This is a genomic window from Rhodococcus sp. HM1 (assembly GCF_023218075.1).
Lineage (GTDB): Bacteria > Actinomycetota > Actinomycetes > Mycobacteriales > Mycobacteriaceae > Rhodococcus.
Map to the genome: position 1 here is coordinate 23,047 of NZ_JALPTB010000040.1, position 18,269 is coordinate 41,315.

The window sequence follows — 18,269 nt, forward strand, 5'->3', positions numbered from 1 at the left end:
CGTCATCACCAACCCGGGGACCCCGCACGGGCCTCGAGGCAGAAAGGGACAGCGATGTCCGACAACATGACTTCCGTGTACGGCGGCGCTGCCGCGTCCGATGCCCCCAAGCGCAAGACTCGCGTGCATCACCTGCAGGCGATGAAGGCCGAGGGCCGACGCTGGGCCGAGCTGACCGCCTACGACTACTCGTCCGCACGCATCTTCGAGGATGCGGGCATTCCGGTGCTGCTCGTCGGCGATTCCGCCGCGAACGTCGTCTACGGCTACGACACCACCGTCCCGGTCACCGTCGACGAGATGCTGCCGCTGGTACGCGGCGTCGTCCGTGGCGCACCGCACGCGCTGGTGATCGCCGACCTGCCGTTCGGCACGTACGAGGCGTCCCCCGAGCAGGCGCTCGCGACCGCGATCCGGTTCATGAAGGAGGGCGGCGCCCACGCGGTGAAGCTCGAGGGTGGCGAACGGGTCGCCCCGCAGATCGCGGCGATCACTGCGGCCGGCATCCCGGTGCAGGCCCACATCGGCTTCACCCCGCAGTCCGTCAACACCCTCGGCGGGTTCCGGGTGCAGGGCCGTGGCGACGGCGCCGAGCAGCTGATCCTCGACGCGATCGCGGTCCAGGAAGCCGGTGCGTTCTCCGTCGTGATGGAGATGGTTCCGGCCGAGCTGGCCGGTCAGGTCACCCGCAAGCTGACCATCCCCACCGTCGGCATCGGCGCGGGCAACGAGTGCGACGCGCAGGTGCTCGTGTGGCAGGACATGGCCGGCTACACCAGCGGCAAGACCGCCAAGTTCGTCAAGAAGTTCGGCAACGTCGGCGACGAACTGCGCCGCGCCGCGGCCGACTACGCCGCCGAGGTTGCCGCGGGTACCTTCCCGGGCCCCGAGCACTCCTTCTGATCCCACTTCCCTGATCCCGGTCCGACGGGTGTCACGGCCATGCCGTGGCACCCGTCGTCGGCATTCGGGGCCGGCAATTCACCCGGGATGGCCTCCGGACGCGTCCTCCGGTTACAGTAACCGCCGGTAGCGGGCGGGCCGGTCGGTCACGTCCGGGGGGTATCACGGACATCCTTGGGGGCTCTGGGATGAAGCGGCGTCGTTTCCTGCAGGCATCGACCCTGGCGGCTGCTGCCGTCGCGTTCGGGCCGGGGCTCGCAGGATCGCGGTCCGCGTCCGCGCTGCCCGTGGGGACCGACACCTACCTGCGCCTGGTGCCCGAACTGTTCGCCGCTCCCCCGACCGCACCCGACCACTCCGAGGTCATCGTCGTCGGATCCGGTTTCGGGGCCAGCGCCGCGGCGCTGCGCCTGGCCGAGTCCGGCAGCCGCGTCACCGTCCTCGAGCGCGGCCTGCGCTGGCCGCGCGATCCGCAGCGGGAGATCTTCACCACCGACCTGCTCGCCGACGGCCGCGGCCTGTATCACCGTGTGGCGTTCATCGGCCCCACCGGTGTCCCGGTGACCTGCGACGACTTCGCCGGGGTCCTCGACGTGGTCGACTACCCCAACCTGTCGGTGTGGCGCGGCGCCGCGGTCGGCGGCGGCTCCGTCGTGTTCACCGGCGTGATGATCGCGCCCGAGCAGCGCTTCTTCGAGCACGTGTTCGGCTCGCGGCTCGACTACCGGGAGATGACCTCCACCTGGTATCCGAAGGTGCGCTCCATGCTGCGCCTCGATGCGATGCCCGACGACATCTACGGCGCCCCCGAGTTCACGCACTCGCGCCGGTGGGACGCGGACGCCCGCGCGGCCGGCTACACCCCGCATCGCATCGACGGGATCTGGAACTGGGACGTCGTGCGCGACGAACTCGCCGGGCGGGTGCGGCGCTCGGCGATCGCCGGCGAGAGCAACCTCGGCAATTCCAACGGCGCCAAGTTCGACCTCACACAGAACTACATTCCGGCCGCCGAGGCCACCGGGCGCGCACTCGTGTGCCACGCGCATCGCGTGCTCGCCGTCGGTCAGGAACCCGACGGCCGCTACCGCGTCGACGTCGAGATCGTCGACCCCTTCGGCACCGTGCTGCGGACGCGGACGCTGACCTGCGACAGGCTGGTGCTCGGCGCCGGCTCGATCGGCACCACCGAACTGCTGCTGCGCGCCCGCCACACCGGCGCACTGGCGAACCTCGACGACCGCGTCGGTCGTGGCTGGGGCACCAACGGCGACGCCGTGCTGGTCCGCTCCTTCGCGCTCACCGACGGATTCGCCGGCGACCAGGGCGCCCCGTCCGCCTCCCGGATCGTCGACGAGTCGGGCATGCCGCTGAGCCTCGAGAACTGGTTCGTCGCGGGCACCGCGAAGGACGTGGGCATGCTGGCCTCGCTCGGCATGACCCTCGACCCGCGCCGCGCCGAGGTCACCTACGACGCCGGCGCCGGCCGCGCCGTCGTGAACTGGCCGGCGGGCGGGGAACGGGAGAGCGTGGAAGCCCTGCGCGCCGTCCACGACGCGATGGCCGAGGCCGGCGGCACCGTGCCGGGCGCGCGGCCGATGGCTCCGGATGTCAATGCGTCCTTCACCGCCCATCCGCTGGGCGGTGCCGTCCTCGGCGAGGTCACCGACGGCTACGGTCGCGTGCACGGTCATCCGGGCCTGTACGTCGTCGACGGCGCTCTGATCCCGGGCAGCACCGGCACGGTGAATCCGTCGCTGACGATCGCCGCGCTCGCCGAACGCAACATCGCGCGGATCATCGCCGAGCGCGGCTGACGGGTGACGGACGGCACCATCGCAGTGGTGACGAACGGCACCGCCGTCGTGCGGTCCGCGGGTGGCAGACTCGGTGTCGACATCGACCGCTCGACCTCCGAGGTGACTCCATGACCGGACTCCGACGCACGCTGACCGCGGCCGTCGTCGCTGCTGCCACGATCACCGTGCTCGGTGCCTGCGCCCCGGGATCCGAACCCGCGCCGAGTGGTTCGACCAACCCCGCGCCGCCGACCGCCGAGACCACTGCCCCGGCGGCGCTGCCGGGTGGGGTCACCGAGACGCAGGCGGCGGATCTGTGCACCCGGATGGAGGGGGAGCTGCAGAGCTGGCGCACCTACACCCCGTCGATGAGCAAGCCCGGCCTGAACCTGCTCGTCGGCGAGTGGGCCGCCAACAACGGCATCGATCTGATCGCCCTGGCCGGGGACCGCGCCCGCATCGACGAGATCACCACCGCGCAGTGCCCGGACGTTCGCGACGAGGCGCTGAGGGCGCTCGAGATCCCCGACTTCGCGTCGGCGCTCGTGGGTTACTGATGACCGAGTTGCGCAAGCCCTATCCGCCGATCGAGCCGTACGAGCAGGGCATGCTCGACGTCGGCGACGGCCAGCAGGTGTACTGGGAGATCAGCGGAAACCCGGACGGCAAGCCCGTGGTGTTCCTGCACGGCGGCCCGGGTGGCGGCACGTCCCCGCTGCATCGGCAGTTCTTCGATCCCGGCGCATACCGCATCGTGCTGTTCGACCAGCGGGGCTGCGGCCGGTCTCTTCCGCACGTGGCGGACGGCGCGGACCTCTCGACGAACACCACCGGCCATCTGTTGGGGGACATCGAACTGCTGCGCACCCGGCTCGGGATCGATCGCTGGCAGGTCTTCGGCGGATCGTGGGGATCGACGCTCGCGCTGGCGTACGCGCAGAAACATCCCGACCGGGTCACCGAACTCGTCCTGCGCGGGGTGTTCCTGCTGCGGCGCAGCGAGATCGACTGGTACTACAACGGCGGGGCCGGGCAGATCTTCCCGGACCTGTGGGAGAAGTTCTGCGCCCCGCTGGCGGGTGCGGAGCCCGGCGAGCATCCGGTCGACACCTACCATCGGCTGCTGCACTCCCCCGATCCCGAGGTCGCGCTCGAGGCGGCGGTCGCGTGGTCGACCTGGGAGGGCGCGACGAGTTCGCTGCTGCCGCGGCCGGAACACGTCGCCGAAACCGGGGAGCCGCGTTTCGCGTTGGCGTTCGCCCGCATCGAGAACCACTACTTCCACCATCGCGGATTCCTCGACGAGGGTCAGTTGCTGCGGGATGCGCACCTGCTGAACGGCATTCCCGGGGTCATCGTGCAGGGACGCTACGACGTGGTGTGCCCGGCGACGAGCGCGTGGGCACTGCACCGGGCGTGGCCGGAGTCGACGCTGCAGATCGTCGACGACGCCGGACACGCCGCGAACGAGCCCGGCATCACCCACCACCTCGTCGAGGCCACCGACCGGTTCCGGTGAGCCCCGTTCGGTCTCCTCAGCCGGCGAGGAGACCGAATCCGACGACGGCCGGGTCCGATGCCCAGTCCAGGCTGTGCACCCGGATCCGGCCCATCTCGTTGCCGCCGACCGTGATCGCGGTGGTGCCGTCGACCGCGACGACGATGTTGGTGTGCTGACCGACCCAGCTGGTGTTGTCGTAGAGCACCACGTCACCGACCTCGGGACCACGGCCGGAGCCGGCGGGCACGAATCGGCCCTCCTGCTCGTAGTACTCCTGCAGCGTGTACACGCCGGGGATCCGCCAGTGCCCCGAATTCGGGTTGGACAGCGGCATTCCGGCTTCGCGCATGATCCAGCTGACGAAGTCGGCGCACCACGGTTCCTTCACGCCCTCGGAATAGAAGGTGCCGGGCCGCTGCGCGTCGTGTTCCTGCTCGAGCAGCTCGACGACGCGGGCCTGCTGCGGCGACAACGCGGTCGTGTCGATCTTCGGGAACGGTTCGGTGTCCCACGGCAGATAGCGGCTCGGCGCGAGCCACAGCACGAACCCGGCCGCGGCCGCGAGCACCGCGACGACGGCGACGAAAACGGCGGCGAGACGGCGGTTCCGGGATCGGCCGGAACCGGTCGGGGTGTCGGATCGGGTGTCGGTCACGCCGTCGACGGTACCGTCACCTCGAGTACGCGAACTGCACCTTCCGCGTCACCGGGTCGGCCACGTCGAGCGTGACCCGCACGTGGGTGCCGTCGTCCGGCTCGCCGCTGCACGGGGCGATGACGGTCTCGGACGGGACGAACACCTGCGCGTCGCGCCGGCCGTTCGCGCCCCGGATGACGGTCGCGTCGAACTGTTCGCCCACCCGCGGCGCCAGCACCGTCGCCTCGGTCAGGTCGATGCAGGTGCGGGCGATCTTCCCGGCGATCGAATCCGACGCCGACATGATGTCGGGCATCGCGGCCAGCTCGTCCCGGATTTGCTGCGGCACCGGCTCGCCCGCGCTGACGGCCAGGCACACCTCGGTGGCGTAGCGGTCCGACAACCGGCGCAGCGGCGCGGTGACGTGCGCGTAGGGTGCGCCGATCGCGCCGTGCACGAGAAGATCCGGCAGCGACCCGTCGAGCGGTCGATACGATGCGCCGCGCAGCAGTGCCGGTGCCTCGCTCATGAGCACCAGCGTGGTGGGCAGGTTCGCGTCCAGGCCCGCCAGGAAGTTGCCGACGGACACCTCCGCCGGCCACGGAACGTTCAGCGCGGCGGCGGTGTGCCGCAACGCGGCAACCGCTTCCGGGTCGGCGGGCGGCAGCGTGCGCAGCAGCCCGACCTTCGCCTCGATCATCATCGACGCCGCGCACATGCCGGTCAGCAGCGACACCTGAGAGTTCCAGTCGTCGGCCGCGGTGCGCGGTTCGATCTGCAGCGTCCAGCCCTTACCGTCGGCGACGACGTCCTGCTCCGGCAACCGCAACTCGATCGCGCCGCGCGCCCGCGCCGCGGCCTGACGCAGGCGACCGAACTCGGGCAGCGCCGCGATCGACGGATGCAGCGTCCCGGCCACCGCGTCGGCCTGCACCCCGGCGTAGTCCAACCGCGCCGCCGAACGCACCAGCGCCCGCCTCACCGTCACGGAGACGGGTTCGGCGGCCGCGTCGAGTTCCATCCGCCACAGCGCCGCGGGCCGGATCTCACCGGGCAGCAGACTCGCCGAGCCCTCCGCCAGCTCCCGCGGATGCAGCGGGACCGAACCGTCCGGCAGGTAGTAGGTCTGGCCGCGTTTGTGGCTCTCCTTGTCGATCGCACCACCCGGTTCGACGACGGCGTGCACATCGGCGATCGCGTAGTGCAGGACGAACCCGCCGTCGGCGGTGCGTTCGAGATGCAGCGCCTGATCGAGGTCCATCGACCCGGGCGGATCGATCGTCACGAGCGGCAGGTCCGTGCGGTCCTCGCGCTCGGCCGCGAAACGGTCGACGGTCTTCTCCGCTTCCGCGATCGCGGACGCGGGGTAGCGGTCGTCGAGCGCGAATTCGGCGCGGACGGCACCGAAGTCGATCGCGGGCGCGACGACAATGCGTGTGTTCACCACGGGCGCGTGAGGCTCCTCAGTTGTTCCACTCTTCGTCGGCGGCGTCCGCGGCCTTGTTGCGTTCGGCCGCGATCTCGAGCGCGCGCTCGGCGGTGGCTCGGTCCGGATAGGGACCCATCCGATTCAGTGCGTTGGGATCCTTGCCCTGGGAGACCTTGCCGGTGCTCACGTCGTAGTACCAACCGTCGTCACTCATATCGACAGTCTGCCGCAACGGTGGGCGAGAACGGGCCGAACCCGCCGGTCGGGCGTGGCTGGTACCGTCGCGTCCGGTCCCCCGAACCCGATACGAGAGCCGAGGAGAACCACATGTCCTACCTGATCTTCGACAACCTGCTGCCCTACCTGGGTGCCGACGCGGCTACCTACTGGGCGCAGCTGCTGGTGGTCGGCCCGCTCTGACCGGACCCGCTCCGGTCACCCGGCGGTGCCCGTGAAGGGCGGACGAGTCGGCCTGTAAGCCGGATCCTGTCCCCCGCCGAGGCGGGGTGGCGACCATCCATCTGGGCACACCGTCACCGGGTACCTCGAGCGGTCCACCCGCAGGCTCGGGCGAGCAGCCCTCGAACACCTGCGCAGCCGCACCGCCGCCCCGAGGGGGTGGTGGTGCGGCCTTCGACCTTGCTCCGGGCGGGGTTTACCGAGCCACCCCGGTCACCCGGGGTGCTGGTGCGCTCTTACCGCACCGTTTCACCCTCACCTGCCCCGAAGGGCAGGCGGTCTGTTTTCTGTGGCACTGTCCCGCGAGTCACCTCGGGTTGCCGTTAGCAACCGCCCTGCTCTGTGGAGTCCGGACTTTCCTCGGCTCGGGGCCTGACACCATTCGGTGCCGGTTCCTCGATCCGCGGCCGCCCGGCCAACTCGTCCGCGTCGACCACCATACTGCCCCGCCTGTCGGTGACGCGAACTACGGTGCCGTCCATGACGCGTTACGTGGCTCTGCTGCGAGGGATCAATGTCGGCGGCATCACCATCAAGATGGCCGACCTGAAGGATGTGTTCACCCGACTCGGCTACGGCGACGTGCGTACGGTGCTCGCCTCCGGCAACGTCGTGTTCGGCTCGGAGAAGACCGACCCGGCCTCGTTGAAGGCGGAGATCGAGGCGACTCTGGGTGCCCGCTTCGGTTACGAGGCGTTCGTGTTCGTGCTCGAGCAGGCCCGATTCGCCGGTCTCGCCGATGCCTGCCCGTTCGAGGAGAACCGGGACGGCTGGCACACCTACGTCGTCTTCGTGGCCGACCCGGTCGTGCGCGAGGAATTGCTCGGTATTGCCGTGGACCCGCAGATCGAGCAGGTCGCGCCGGGTGAGGGCGTCGTCTACTGGCATGTCGTCAAGGGGTCGACACTCAGCAGTGCGTTCGGGAAGGTCGCGGGCCGTGCCCGGTACAAGTCCGTGACTACGACCCGGAACATGCGTACGATCCGCAAGTTGCAGGGGTAATCCGGCTCCTGCCCTCGGAGAACTCTGCTCTCACGAGGTTCGGCGAAGGGGCGGGCGTGACGACACCTCCGGATTCGGTGAGGACCGTCGAGGGATCGTCGGTGGAGCGCATGCTCCGCATCTTCGACGTCACACCCAGCGGCGAGAATCGGTTCACCGGTGAGAGCGACGGCGGCGGCCGGCGCGTCGCCGATGCAACCCAGTTGCTCGCCCAGGCGATCGTCGCAACCGCGAAGCGTTTCCCCGACAAGGAGATCCGGTCCGCGCGGGCAGTGTTCGTGCGCGCCGTCGACTCGGAGATTCCGGTCGACTTCGAGGTCGAGGTGCTGCACGAGGGCCGCACGATGGCCGACGCGGAGGTCGCCGTCTGCCAGAACGGCCGCCGGCACGCGATGGTCTCGGTGCTCGCCGACGTGCCCACCGGCGACGTCGTCCGACACCACGCTCCCCGGCCGCAGGTCGCCGGTCCCGAAACCGCTCATCCGGTACACATGCCCATGACCGGCCGCGATCTGCGGGTCGTCGACGTGGTGGACGTCCGCAGCCCGGAGGAGGTCGGGCCCCCGGAACTGCACGCGTGGTTGCGCTACGACCCCGTCCCCGAGCGCGCTGACCTCGCCAAGGCGCTGCTCGCGCACTTCACGAACCACCTGTCGGTGTCGGCGACGCTGCGCGCGCACGCGGGGGTGGGCACGAGCCAGGCGCACCGGACGATCTCGACCGGGGTCGTGACGGTCACGGTCGCCTTCCACGAACCGGTCCGCTGGGACGGATGGCTGCTGTACTCGCACGAGAGCACGCAGGTCGGCTCCGGCATGTCGTACGTGCGCGGTCAGGTGCACACCGAGTCCGGTGACCTGCTCGCGTCGTTCACGCAGGAGGCGATGATCCGGCCGATCCGGCCCGAGGACGCGGTGATTCCGGCCGCGTCACGGCTGTGAGCACACCCCGAACCGTGCCCGACCGATCCGAACGAGGACACCCATGAGCACAGGAACCGACAGCACCCGTTCCCCCGGCTTCGCGGCCCGGCCCGACTACCGCGTCGACATCCACGCGCGCCGCAACGTGGTGCGCGCAACCCTGAACGGCGTGCGCCTCGCGGAGACGAGCGGGTCGCTGCTCGTCGACGAACAGGACCACGGGCTGGTCTTCTACTTCCCCCGCGCCGACGTCCTCGTCGATCTCGCAACGTCCGACGCCCCGTCGACCCGCTGCCCGTACAAGGGGGAAGCCACCTACTGGAGCGTCGAGGGCGACGGCGGGGAACCGCTGTGCTGGAGTTACGACGATCCGTACGAGCAGGTCGCTCGTCTGCGCGGGCACGTCGCGTTCTACCAGGACCGTGTCGACGTGTCCGTGCACCAGGCACATCCCGCGGTCTCCGGCCGCTGAGGCAGCACCGCTGAAGACAGACAGGAACCCGAATGCCCCGCAAGCTCAGGAATCTCGCGATGATCGCGGTCGCGGGAATCACCGTCGCGGCGCCGCTCGCCGCGCCGGTGGCCGCCGCCGACCCGGCCGGTCGCTCCGGCGAGTACACCGACTTCTACCTGCCGCCCGATCCGCTGCCTGCGGGCTCCCCGGGGGACGTGCTGCGCGTCGAGCCGTCGGTGGCGGCGATCGTGCCCGGCACCCCACTCGCGATCGATGCCACCGTCACCCGGGTGATGTACCGGAGCGTGGGCGCGGCCGGGGACCCCGTGGCGGTCACCGGCACCGTGCTGGTCCCCACCCTGCCGTGGGCCGGGACCGGACCGCGCCCGACGGTGATCGTCGGCCCGGGCACGCAGGGCATGGGCGACCAGTGCGCGCCGTCGAAGCTCATGGTCTTCGGCCAGGAGTACGAGTACCTGCAGATCGCGCCGCTGCTCGCGCGCGGCTACGCCGTGGCCGTCACCGACTACGAGGGTCTGGGCACGCCGGGGATCCATCCGTACCTGAATCGGGAATCGCAGGGTCACGCGATGCTCGATCTGGCGCGGGCCGCACGGTCGCTGACCGAGCTGGGCATCGCCGAGGACACCCGGTTCGCGTTCTGGGGATATTCGCAGGGCGGAATGAGCTCGGCGGCCGCCGCGGAATTGAAGGACAGCTACGCACCCGAGTTGCCGGTGGTCGGGGCGGTCGCCGGATCCCCGCCCGCGTCCCTGGCCGATCTCGCCGTCGCCGGCGACGGCTCCATCCTGTCCGGTGGGATCGGCTGGGTCGTCAACGGCTTCGTCGCGGCCTACCCGGACGACGCCGAGGAGATGCTCGCGGTGTTCAATCCCGAGGGTCGCGCGGTCCTGGACCGGGCCGCGGACTCCTGCGTGTACGACTTCCCGCTGATGAATCCGTTGGCGCCCACCACCCGGTACACGCTCGACGGGCGGCCCATCGCCGACTATCTGTCGGCGGAGCCGTGGGCGAGCGCGGTGAAACGGCAGGAACTGGGCAACACCCCTCCGTCGGTCCCGATGTTCGTCGGGCAGAACGCCGCCGACGATCTCGTGCTCGTGACAGGCGTCGACACGATGGTCGGGAAATGGTGCGCCGCAGGGGTATCCGTCGACTATCAGCGGTATCCCATACCCCCGGTCCTGGAGAAGACCGTCGTCGGGCACGGGGTCGGGTTGCTGCCCGCGGCCGCGCAAGGCCTGGAGTGGCTCGACGCGCAGTTCGCCGGCGGACCGACCGGCAACAACTGCGGCGCCTGAGTCTCAGTCGCCCGTCACCACCGGTTCGACGTCACCTCCGCACCGTCACAGGTGCGAGGTGTCGTTGACCAGCCGCACCGAGGATCCGCCGTCGGCGAAGAACTCTGCGATCGACAGCGACGCCAGATCCAGGTGCAGCCGGTAGAGCAGCGAGGGCCCGGCGTCGAGCGCGAACTGCAGCATCGTCTTGATCGGCGTGACGTGCGAGACCAGCAGCACGGTCTGTCCCGGATATTCCCGGATCAGCTCGTCGCGGACCTTCGCGATGCGCGCGTTGACCTCGTCGAAGCTCTCCCCCTGCGGTGGCCGCACGGAGGTGTCGCCGAGCCACGCGCGGTGCAGGTCCGGGTCCCGGTCGGCGGCTTCGCGGAACGTCAGGCCCTCCCAGGCGCCGAAATCGGTTTCGGTGAGACCGTCGTGCACTGCCACGGGCAGGTCCAGGGCCCGGCCTGCCGCCGCGGCGGTGGCGCGTGCCCGGTCCAGCGGCGACGAGACGATCGCCGCGACGCCGCCCCGCTTCCCGATCCGGGTCGCCGCAGCCTCGGCCTGCGCACGACCGAGATCGGTGAGCTGCGGGTTGCCCCGCCCGGAATAGCGCCGTTCGACCGACAGCGGGGTCTGGCCGTGCCGCAGCAGCAGGAACCGGGTGGGTGAGCCGACCGCTCCGGTCCAGCCGGGTGCGGTGTTCTCGGCCGGTGCGGTGTTCGCGGCCGGTGCGGCCGTGGGAGCCTCCACCGTCACCGGGTCGACCGCTCCGACCACCCCGGCGGCCGCGGCGTCCATCGCCTCGTTGGCGAGCCGGTCCGCGTACGCGTTCTGCATGCGCGGGATCCACGTGAAGTCGACGCGGTCGAAGCCGGCCGCGAGCTCCCGGGCCCGCGCAGCGAGCGGAATCATGTCCGGGTGCTTGATCTTCCAGCGTCCCGACATCTGTTCGACGACGAGCTTCGAATCCATGCGCACGTCGACGGCGTCGGCGCCGAGTTCACGGGCCGCGGTCAGACCGGCGATCAGTCCCCGGTACTCGGCGACGTTGTTGGTGGCGATGCCGATGCTCTCGCTGCGTTCGGCCAGCACCGTGCGGCGGTCGGCGTCGAACACGACCGCGCCGTAGCCGGCCGGACCCGGATTACCGCGCGAGCCGCCGTCGGCTTCGACGACGACGGTCGTCACTGCCCGGCTTCCTTGCGGACCAGGATCGCGTTGCATTCTGGGCAGCGCACCAGCACGTCGGGTGCCGCGGCGGTGATCCGGGCGATCTCGCCGCGGTCCAGTTCGAGGCGGCACGCGCCGCAGCGGCGGCCCTGCAGCAGCGCTGCGCCGATGCCGGCGCGTTCGCGCTGCTTGTCGTAGGCGGCGACGAGGTCGGCGGGGAACGAGTCGACGAGGGTGGCACGGTCGGTGCGGCAGCGCTGCTCGGCGACCTCGATGTCGGCGAGCGCTTCGTCGCGCAGCCTCTCGGCCGCGGCGATCTCCTCGTCGATCTTCGAGACCTGCGCGCCCGCGTGATCGTGATCGGCCTTGGTGGCCTCGCGCCGTTCCATGACCTCGAGGAGTTCGTCCTCGAGTGCCGCCTGACGACGTTCGAGGCTGCTCAGCTCGTGCTGCAGTTCGGTGAGCTGCTTCGCGCCGACCGTTCCGCTCTCGAGGAGCTTGCGGTCGCGATCACCACGCTGGCGGACCGCATCGACCTCGGTCTCGAGTTTACGGATGTCCCGGTCGAGGTCGTCGAGGACGATCTCGACGGCGACGGCCGCGTCCTTGCGGCTGGTGCGCTCGGCTTCGAGACGTTCGACCTCCTGCTGCTCGGGCAGGGTGCGACGCCGGTGTGCGAGACGGTTCAGCTCGGCGTCCACGGCGGCGAGGGACAGAAGCTTGGACTGCACGGCGGGTTCGACGTTCACGCGGGTGGTTCCTGCTTTCGAGAACTCGGAGTAGGGGCTTCGGAGGGGACGGTCGTAGCTGATTACGGTACCGCGCGCGGGTGCGTCACCGGGCGGCGGTCGTCCACGGGTCGGTGCGCAGCTCACTGACCCGCGCGGCCCACCCCGGGCGATCCCCGAACGCGGCATCGAGTACACCGCGGGCCTGCTCGCACCACGGGTATTCGCTGGCCCAGTGCGCGACGTCGACCAGCGCCGGGCCGCCGGCGCGCAGGTGCTCGTCGGCGGGGTGGTGCCGCAGATCGGCGGTGACGTAGGCGTCGACGCCGAGTTTCGCGACGGTCCCGAGGAACGAGTCGCCGGATCCGCCGCACACGGCCACGGTGCGGATCTGCCGGTCCGGGTCGCCGGCGCCGCGCACACCCCATTCGGTGGTGGGCAGCGCGGCCGCGACCGTCTCGGTGAATGCGCGGAAGGTCTGCGGTTCGGATAGTTCGCCGACGCGGCCGAGGCCCCGGGAGCTGGGCAGTTCGGCCAGTTCGAACACGTCGAAGGCGGGTTCCTCGTAGGGGTGCGCCGAGCGCAGGGCGGCGAGGACCGCCGAGCGGGCGCGGCGCGGCGCGATCACCTCGATGCGATCCTCGGCGACCCGTTCGAGTTCGCCGACGCTGCCGATCGCCGGGTCCGCGCCGGTGAGCGGCCGGAACTGTCCGGTGCCCGAGGCGGTCCAGCAGCATTCCCGGTAGTTGCCGATCGCTCCCGCCCCCGCGGCGAACAGGGCGTCGCGCACGGTGTCGGCGGCCTCGGACGGAACCATCACCACCCACTTGTCGGTGGCCGGTTCCGGCTTCGGTTCCAGGGGTCGCAGCCCGGTCAGGCCGAGCGCCTGCGCGAGCGCGTCGGACACGCCGGGGTCGGCACGGTCCGCGTTGGTGTGGGCGGTGAACAGGGCGCAGCCGCCGCGGATCAGCTTGTGGATCAGTGCGCCCTTCGGGGTGTGGGCACCGACGGTGTCGACACCGCGCAGCAGCAGCGGATGGTGCACAAGCAGCAGCTGCGCTCCCCACGCGAGGGCTTCGTCGACGACCGCGGCGGTCGCGTCGACGGCCAGCAGCACCTTGCTCGCCGGTTCGTCGGGGTCACCGGCGACGAGGCCGACCGAATCCCACGACTCGGCCAGCGACGGCGGGTAGGCCGCCTCCAGCACCCCGATCACCTCACGCAGCCGCACCTCACGCAAAGTCGCCGCCGACACGTGCCCTCCTCGCCCGTCGTCCGTCGTTCCGAGACGACCCTACGCGGCGCCCGCGGCGGGCAGCAGCGACAATGGGCCGGTGACTCTCCTCGTCGACACCCGCCCTCCGGTGCTGCCGTCGCCGGTGGTGCTGTTCGATCTCGACGGCACCCTCACCGATTCCGCGACCGGTGTGATCAACGGGTTCCGGCACGCGCTGGCGACCCTCGGCGTCGAGGTACCGACCGGCAATCTCGTGCGGCTGCTGGGTCCGCCGATGACCGATTCGCTGCGCGCGCTCGGTCTCGACGACGACCAGGTGGATCGGGGCACCGCCGCCTACCGCGAGTACTACGCGGCAACCGGCTGGGCGGAGAACGCCCTGTTCGACGGGGTCGAGACGATGCTGAACGCGGTGCGCGGCGCCGGGAGCCGGCTCGCGATCGCGACGTCGAAGAACGAGGTGTTCGCCGAGCGGATCCTGCGGCACTTCGGGGTGGCGGACGCGTTCGAGTTCATCGGCGGGGCCAGCCCCGACGGCAGCCGCCGCGCAAAGGACGACGTGGTCGCGCACAGTCTCGCCGCACTGGGCATCGAACCGGTCGAGGCCCACGCCGGCGGCACCGCCGGGGTCGTGATGGTCGGCGACCGCGAACACGACGTGCACGGCGCCGGCCGGTTCGGGATCCCGACGGTGTTCGTCGAGTACGGCTACGGCGCCGCCGACGAATCCGAACAAGCGCACACGGCCGTCGGCAGCGTCGCCGAACTGGGGAGGATCCTCACCGGTGAGTGCTGACGCTCTGCATGTGACGTTCGTGTGCACCGGCAACATCTGCCGGTCCCCGATGGCCGAGAAGATCTTCGCCCACCATCTGCAGAAGGAGGGGCTCGACGGACGGGTGCGGGTGAGCAGCGCCGGCACGCACGGCTGGCACATCGGCGCCGAGGCCGATCCGCGCACCAACGCGGTGCTGCAACGCCACGGCTACCCGACGGGTCACCAGGCTGCGCAGCTCGGCGCCGAGCATCTCGAAGCCGACCTCGTGGTGGCCCTGGCCACCGGGCACGACCGCGCACTCGCGCATCTGGGGGTGCCCACCGAGCGCCGTGCCCTGCTCCGCAGCTTCGATCCGGACGCCGACACCGATTCGGTACCGGACCCCTACTACGGCGGTCTGCCGGAGTTCGAGCTGGTGCGCGAGCAGATCGAGGCGGCGATTCCGGGGCTGCTCGCATGGGTGCGGGAACGGTGAGGCACAGCTCACGGGCTACCGTGGACACGTGCGACGTCTGAAGTTTCTGCTGCGCCCGAGCTGGTTCTTGCTGGCCGTGGTGGTCGTCGGCTTCGCCTACGCATGCTTCACGGTCCTCGCGCCGTGGCAGCTCGGCAAGAACACCAGCACGAGTGAACGCAACGACCGGATCGCCGAATCGCTCTCGCAGGATCCGGTTCCCGTCGGTGAGCTGGTCGGCGACGGGGAACCCGCGCAGGACGACGAGTGGCGACGGGTCACCGCGACCGGCAGCTACCTTCCGGACTCCGACGTGCTGGTCCGGTTGCGCAGCGTCGAGTCCCAGCCCGCGTACGAGGTGCTCACCCCGTTCACCCTGGACGACGGGCGCGCGGTGCTGGTCAACCGCGGCTACGTCCGTCCCGCACTCGGCACCGAGGTTCCGGCGATCGAGCCGGCCCCGACCGGGCAGGTGACCCTCGAGGCGCGCATCCGCATGTCAGAAGGCACCGTGCCCGGCAAGGAACCGTTCCGGGACGCCGGGTTCCTGCAGGTGTACTACATCGACACCCCGCAGGTCGCGGCGGCCACGGGCCTCGACCTGGCCGGCGGCTACCTGCAGCTCGCCGAGGGGCAGCCCGGGGGTCTCGGCACCATCCCGCTGCCGCAGCTCGACGCCGGACCGTACCTGTCGTACGGCCTGCAGTGGCTGGCGTTCGGCATCATGGCGCCGCTGGGGCTCGGCTACGTCGTGTGGGCGGAGCTGCGCGAACGACGCAAGGAGAAGGCGCAGACCGCCGAGGTACCGGACCCGGAGACCCCGCCGGCGCCGCGCACCACAGAAGAGAAACTGGCCGACCGCTACGGCCGGTCGCGGTGAGCGCACCGCACGACAACCGCGAAACGCCCGAGGAGCATCCGATGTACGCGTCCGTCGACGACTATCTGGCCGACAAGGACCCCGCCGGCGTCGAGGGGTTCCTCCGGTTCCGGGACATGGTGCTGGCACTCGGCGCCGATGTCGACGAGCGCGTGCGCCGGTCGGATGTCGCGTGGGCCCGCGACCGGGTGTTCGCGGCGGCGTTCGTGTACTCGACGCGACTCGAGGTCGCGATCGATCTGCAGCGGCGCATCCATCACCCGCAACTGCGGGAGGCATTCCCGACGACGGACACGGTGACCACCCACCGGCTGAGCATCACCTCGCCGGACCAACTCGACGACCACGTCGCGACGCTGCTGGCCGAGGCGTACAAGACCGCCGGCACCGACGGCGACTGATCGCCGCCGGCTCCGTCCCACCCGCGGTCGGCACGGCCGCACCACCGCGTCCGGCACAATGATCAGGTGCCCGAGATCGGTTCCCGGGCCCTGTCCGGGTTCGGTGTCCGCGCCTGGCGATACGTTCGCCGCGCGCCGGGAACGTTCGTGTGGCTCGGGATCCTGCTCGTCACCTCCACGATCGCGCGGCAGCTGTCGCCGGCCGCGCTGACGGAGGTGCTCGGCGACCGGTCCACGAACCTGCATCACCTGGCCGAGGACCCGATCCGGGTGCTGATCGTCAGCGCCTTGTGGCTCGCCGGAGGCAGCTGGATCTGGTATTTCGCGCTCTACAACCTCTTCCACGTGGCGGCCGAACGGTGGCTCGGCACCGCGCGCTGGCTGGGCGTGTGCGTACTCGCCCACGTCGGAGCGACGTATCTGAGCGAGGGCCTTCTCTATCTGGCGATCCGGCACGGCGACGCTCCCGCCTCCGCCGTGAACACCCTCGATGTGGGCGTCAGTTATGCGTTGGCGGGGGTCGTCGCGGTGCTGGTGTACCGGATCCCGGCACCGTGGCGGTTTGCCTATGCCGGTGTTGTCGTGATCGTGTACGCGATCCCGTTGTTCGGGGCTCTGACATTCACCGATGTCGGGCATTTCAGCGCCGTCCTGATCGGTTTCGCGTGCTATCCGCTGACGCGGCGGCGCCGGGTTCGCTCGTGTGTGCGGTCCCCTTAGCTGCGCTCCGGCCGGCTGCGATCCGGCCGCCCGATGAAGAACGACACGGCCAGCGCGAGGAGCGAGACGACCCCGCCGTACAGGAACGCGGTGTGGATACCGGCCTGGGCGGCGTCGATCCCGGTGGCCCCCTCGGCGAGGCGGGACGTCGCCGTGTAGGTCATGACCGTGACGAACAGTGCCGTGCCGGCGGCGCCGGCCAGCTGCTGGATCGTGCTGAAGATCGCACTTCCGTGCGAGTACAGCTCGTCCGGAAGCGCCCCCAGCGACGAGGTCATCAGCGGTGTCATGACCGACGCGAGTCCACCCATCAGCAGCGAGTGGATCAGCACGACCATCGGCAGTGGTGACTCGGTGTCGAGCATCGCCATCAGCCACAGCGCCGCGGCGACGACGGCTGCGCCCGAGATGACGAGCACGCGCGGGCCGGTGCGGTCGTAGATCCGGCCGACGAACGGCGACAGCACGCCCATGACGAGGCCACCGGGCAGCAACAGCAGACCCGTGGTGAGGATGTCGATGCCGCGGACGTTCTGCAGGTAGAGCGGCAGCAGGATCAGGGCGCCGAACAGCGCCATCATGCTGATCACGAGCATGCCGAGACCGAGGCTGAACGCCGGCGTCGAGAACGGGCGCAGGTCGAGCAGGGCGCGGCCGTCGGATTGCCGGGAGATCTGCCGCAGCACGAACACGGCCAGCGCGACGACGCCGACGGCGAGCGGCACCCACGCCGGGACCTGCGAGTCCTCCGCGGAGTGGCCGATGCTGCTCAGCCCGTACACGATGCCGCCGAACGCGAGTGCCGACAACACGACCGAGATCACGTCGAGCGGCGCCTTGCCGGTGGTGGTGACATTCTTGACCAGGACCGATCCGGCGACGAACGCGACGAGCGAGATCGGCAGGACGATCCAGAACATCCAGCGCCAGTCGAACGCGTCGAGGACGATGCCGGAAATGGTGGGGCCGATCGCGGGTGCGACCGCGATGACGATGGAGATGATGCCCATCATGCGTCCGCGCCGGGCGGCCGGAACGACACGCAGCACGGTGGTCATCAGCAGCGGCAGCATGATGGCCGTGCCCACCGCCTGGGTGATCCGGCCCGCCAGCAGCAGCCCGAATCCGGGCGCGGACGCCGCGAACAGCGTGCCCAGGCTGAACACACCCATCGAGGCCATGAACATCGGCCGCAGCGGGAAGCGCTGGAACAGATAGCCGGTGGTCGGGATGACGACGGCCATCGTCAGCAGGAACCCGGTGGTGAGCCACTGGGCGGTGCTCGCGGAGATGTCGAGGTCCACCATGAGCCGCGGCAGGGCGACGCTCATGATCGTCTCGTTGAGGATCATCACGAACGTCGCGACGACCAGCACACCGATCAGCAGTCCGCTTCCGGGTGCCATCCTTTCCTCGGCGTCGGCGTCCAGGTGCTCTTGCGCCTGTGATGTCTGCATGTCGAGGAACTTTCTGGATGGTTGGTCGAC

The 18,269-nt window shown here is 70.4% G+C and carries 20 protein-coding genes and 1 other RNA gene; 13 read left to right on the forward strand and 8 right to left on the reverse strand.

The window, feature by feature from the left end; genetic code table 11:
- Window positions 1–54 precede the first annotated feature (54 nt).
- The 4 genes from panB to pip all read left to right on the forward strand — a co-directional run bounded on the left by panB (window position 55) and on the right by pip (window position 4,221).
- Window positions 55–903: a 3-methyl-2-oxobutanoate hydroxymethyltransferase gene (gene panB / locus M1M07_RS20020; RefSeq protein WP_197250990.1), complete on the forward strand. Its 849-nt coding sequence runs from the start codon at window positions 55–57 to the stop codon at window positions 901–903.
- A gap of 188 nt (window positions 904–1,091) precedes the next feature.
- Window positions 1,092–2,720: a GMC oxidoreductase gene (locus M1M07_RS20025; protein ID WP_248675308.1), complete on the forward strand. Its 1,629-nt coding sequence runs from the start codon at window positions 1,092–1,094 to the stop codon at window positions 2,718–2,720.
- A gap of 110 nt (window positions 2,721–2,830) precedes the next feature.
- Window positions 2,831–3,259 carry a hypothetical protein gene (locus tag M1M07_RS20030; protein WP_197250988.1) on the forward strand — a complete coding sequence of 143 codons (429 nt, stop codon included), beginning with the start codon at window positions 2,831–2,833 and terminating at the stop codon, window positions 3,257–3,259.
- Window positions 3,259–4,221 (forward strand): prolyl aminopeptidase, encoded by a 963-nt coding sequence (gene pip / locus M1M07_RS20035; protein WP_197250987.1) that lies wholly within the window; start codon window positions 3,259–3,261, stop codon window positions 4,219–4,221. Before M1M07_RS20030 ends, pip begins: the two co-directional genes overlap by 1 nt.
- A 16-nt stretch (window positions 4,222–4,237) precedes the next feature.
- On the opposite strand, the gene M1M07_RS20040 is transcribed toward pip, so the two are convergent.
- The 4 genes from M1M07_RS20040 to rnpB all read right to left on the reverse strand — a co-directional run bounded on the left by M1M07_RS20040 (window position 4,238) and on the right by rnpB (window position 7,151).
- Window positions 4,238–4,771: a CHAP domain-containing protein gene (locus tag M1M07_RS20040; RefSeq protein ID WP_248675325.1), complete on the reverse strand. Its 534-nt coding sequence runs from the start codon at window positions 4,769–4,771 to the stop codon at window positions 4,238–4,240.
- 103 nt (window positions 4,772–4,874) lie between these two features.
- Window positions 4,875–6,287, reverse strand: coding sequence for an RNB domain-containing ribonuclease (locus M1M07_RS20045; RefSeq protein ID WP_197250985.1), 1,413 nt, complete (start codon window positions 6,285–6,287; stop codon window positions 4,875–4,877).
- A gap of 16 nt (window positions 6,288–6,303) precedes the next feature.
- Window positions 6,304–6,483 carry a hypothetical protein gene (locus tag M1M07_RS20050; RefSeq protein ID WP_197250984.1) on the reverse strand — a complete coding sequence of 60 codons (180 nt, stop codon included), beginning with the start codon at window positions 6,481–6,483 and terminating at the stop codon, window positions 6,304–6,306.
- Window positions 6,484–6,728: 245 nt separating this feature from the next.
- An RNA gene (gene rnpB, locus M1M07_RS20055) (RNase P RNA component class A) lies at window positions 6,729–7,151 on the reverse strand.
- Window positions 7,152–7,208: 57 nt separating this feature from the next.
- Here rnpB and M1M07_RS20060 point away from each other — a divergent pair.
- The 4 genes from M1M07_RS20060 to M1M07_RS20075 all read left to right on the forward strand — a co-directional run bounded on the left by M1M07_RS20060 (window position 7,209) and on the right by M1M07_RS20075 (window position 10,429).
- Window positions 7,209–7,730, forward strand: a complete 522-nt coding sequence (locus M1M07_RS20060) for a DUF1697 domain-containing protein (RefSeq protein ID WP_197250983.1) — start codon at window positions 7,209–7,211, stop codon at window positions 7,728–7,730.
- A 110-nt stretch (window positions 7,731–7,840) separates the two neighbouring features.
- Window positions 7,841–8,671 carry an acyl-CoA thioesterase II gene (locus tag M1M07_RS20065; RefSeq protein WP_197251017.1) on the forward strand — a complete coding sequence of 277 codons (831 nt, stop codon included), beginning with the start codon at window positions 7,841–7,843 and terminating at the stop codon, window positions 8,669–8,671.
- Window positions 8,672–8,714: 43 nt separating this feature from the next.
- Complete coding sequence (locus M1M07_RS20070) at window positions 8,715–9,125, forward strand: DUF427 domain-containing protein (protein WP_197250982.1); 411 nt, start codon at window positions 8,715–8,717, stop codon at window positions 9,123–9,125.
- Between the two features lie 32 nt (window positions 9,126–9,157).
- Entirely contained in the window at window positions 9,158–10,429 is a 1,272-nt protein-coding gene (locus tag M1M07_RS20075) for a lipase family protein (RefSeq protein WP_248675309.1), read from the forward strand.
- A gap of 45 nt (window positions 10,430–10,474) precedes the next feature.
- Here the strand turns inward: M1M07_RS20075 and M1M07_RS20080 are convergent, their stop codons facing one another.
- The 3 genes from M1M07_RS20080 to M1M07_RS20090 form a co-directional block, all read right to left on the reverse strand.
- Window positions 10,475–11,638 (reverse strand): bifunctional RNase H/acid phosphatase, encoded by a 1,164-nt coding sequence (locus M1M07_RS20080; RefSeq protein WP_248675310.1) that lies wholly within the window; start codon window positions 11,636–11,638, stop codon window positions 10,475–10,477.
- On the reverse strand, window positions 11,599–12,333 hold the full coding sequence (locus tag M1M07_RS20085; protein WP_197250980.1) for a zinc ribbon domain-containing protein: 735 nt from the start codon (window positions 12,331–12,333) through the stop codon (window positions 11,599–11,601). The genes M1M07_RS20080 and M1M07_RS20085 overlap by 40 nt, the downstream gene beginning before the upstream one ends.
- A gap of 85 nt (window positions 12,334–12,418) precedes the next feature.
- Complete coding sequence (locus M1M07_RS20090) at window positions 12,419–13,552, reverse strand: Nif3-like dinuclear metal center hexameric protein (RefSeq protein ID WP_197251016.1); 1,134 nt, start codon at window positions 13,550–13,552, stop codon at window positions 12,419–12,421.
- Window positions 13,553–13,646: 94 nt separating this feature from the next.
- On the opposite strand from M1M07_RS20090, the gene M1M07_RS20095 reads away from it, so the two are divergent.
- The 5 genes from M1M07_RS20095 to M1M07_RS20115 all read left to right on the forward strand — a co-directional run bounded on the left by M1M07_RS20095 (window position 13,647) and on the right by M1M07_RS20115 (window position 16,782).
- Window positions 13,647–14,345, forward strand: a complete 699-nt coding sequence (locus M1M07_RS20095) for an HAD hydrolase-like protein (RefSeq protein ID WP_197250979.1) — start codon at window positions 13,647–13,649, stop codon at window positions 14,343–14,345.
- Window positions 14,335–14,802: a low molecular weight protein-tyrosine-phosphatase gene (locus tag M1M07_RS20100; protein WP_197250978.1), complete on the forward strand. Its 468-nt coding sequence runs from the start codon at window positions 14,335–14,337 to the stop codon at window positions 14,800–14,802. The genes M1M07_RS20095 and M1M07_RS20100 overlap by 11 nt, the downstream gene beginning before the upstream one ends.
- Before the next feature lie 28 nt (window positions 14,803–14,830).
- Window positions 14,831–15,661, forward strand: a complete 831-nt coding sequence (locus M1M07_RS20105; protein ID WP_248675311.1) for an SURF1 family protein — start codon at window positions 14,831–14,833, stop codon at window positions 15,659–15,661.
- 41 nt (window positions 15,662–15,702) lie between these two features.
- Entirely contained in the window at window positions 15,703–16,062 is a 360-nt protein-coding gene (locus M1M07_RS20110) for a DUF5655 domain-containing protein (protein ID WP_197251015.1), read from the forward strand.
- A gap of 66 nt (window positions 16,063–16,128) precedes the next feature.
- Window positions 16,129–16,782 (forward strand): rhomboid-like protein, encoded by a 654-nt coding sequence (locus M1M07_RS20115; RefSeq protein ID WP_248675312.1) that lies wholly within the window; start codon window positions 16,129–16,131, stop codon window positions 16,780–16,782.
- On the opposite strand, the gene M1M07_RS20120 is transcribed toward M1M07_RS20115, so the two are convergent.
- Window positions 16,779–18,239 (reverse strand): DHA2 family efflux MFS transporter permease subunit, encoded by a 1,461-nt coding sequence (locus M1M07_RS20120; RefSeq protein WP_248675313.1) that lies wholly within the window; start codon window positions 18,237–18,239, stop codon window positions 16,779–16,781. The two genes, M1M07_RS20115 and M1M07_RS20120, sit on opposite strands and share 4 nt — an antisense overlap.
- Window positions 18,240–18,269: the final 30 nt, after the last annotated feature.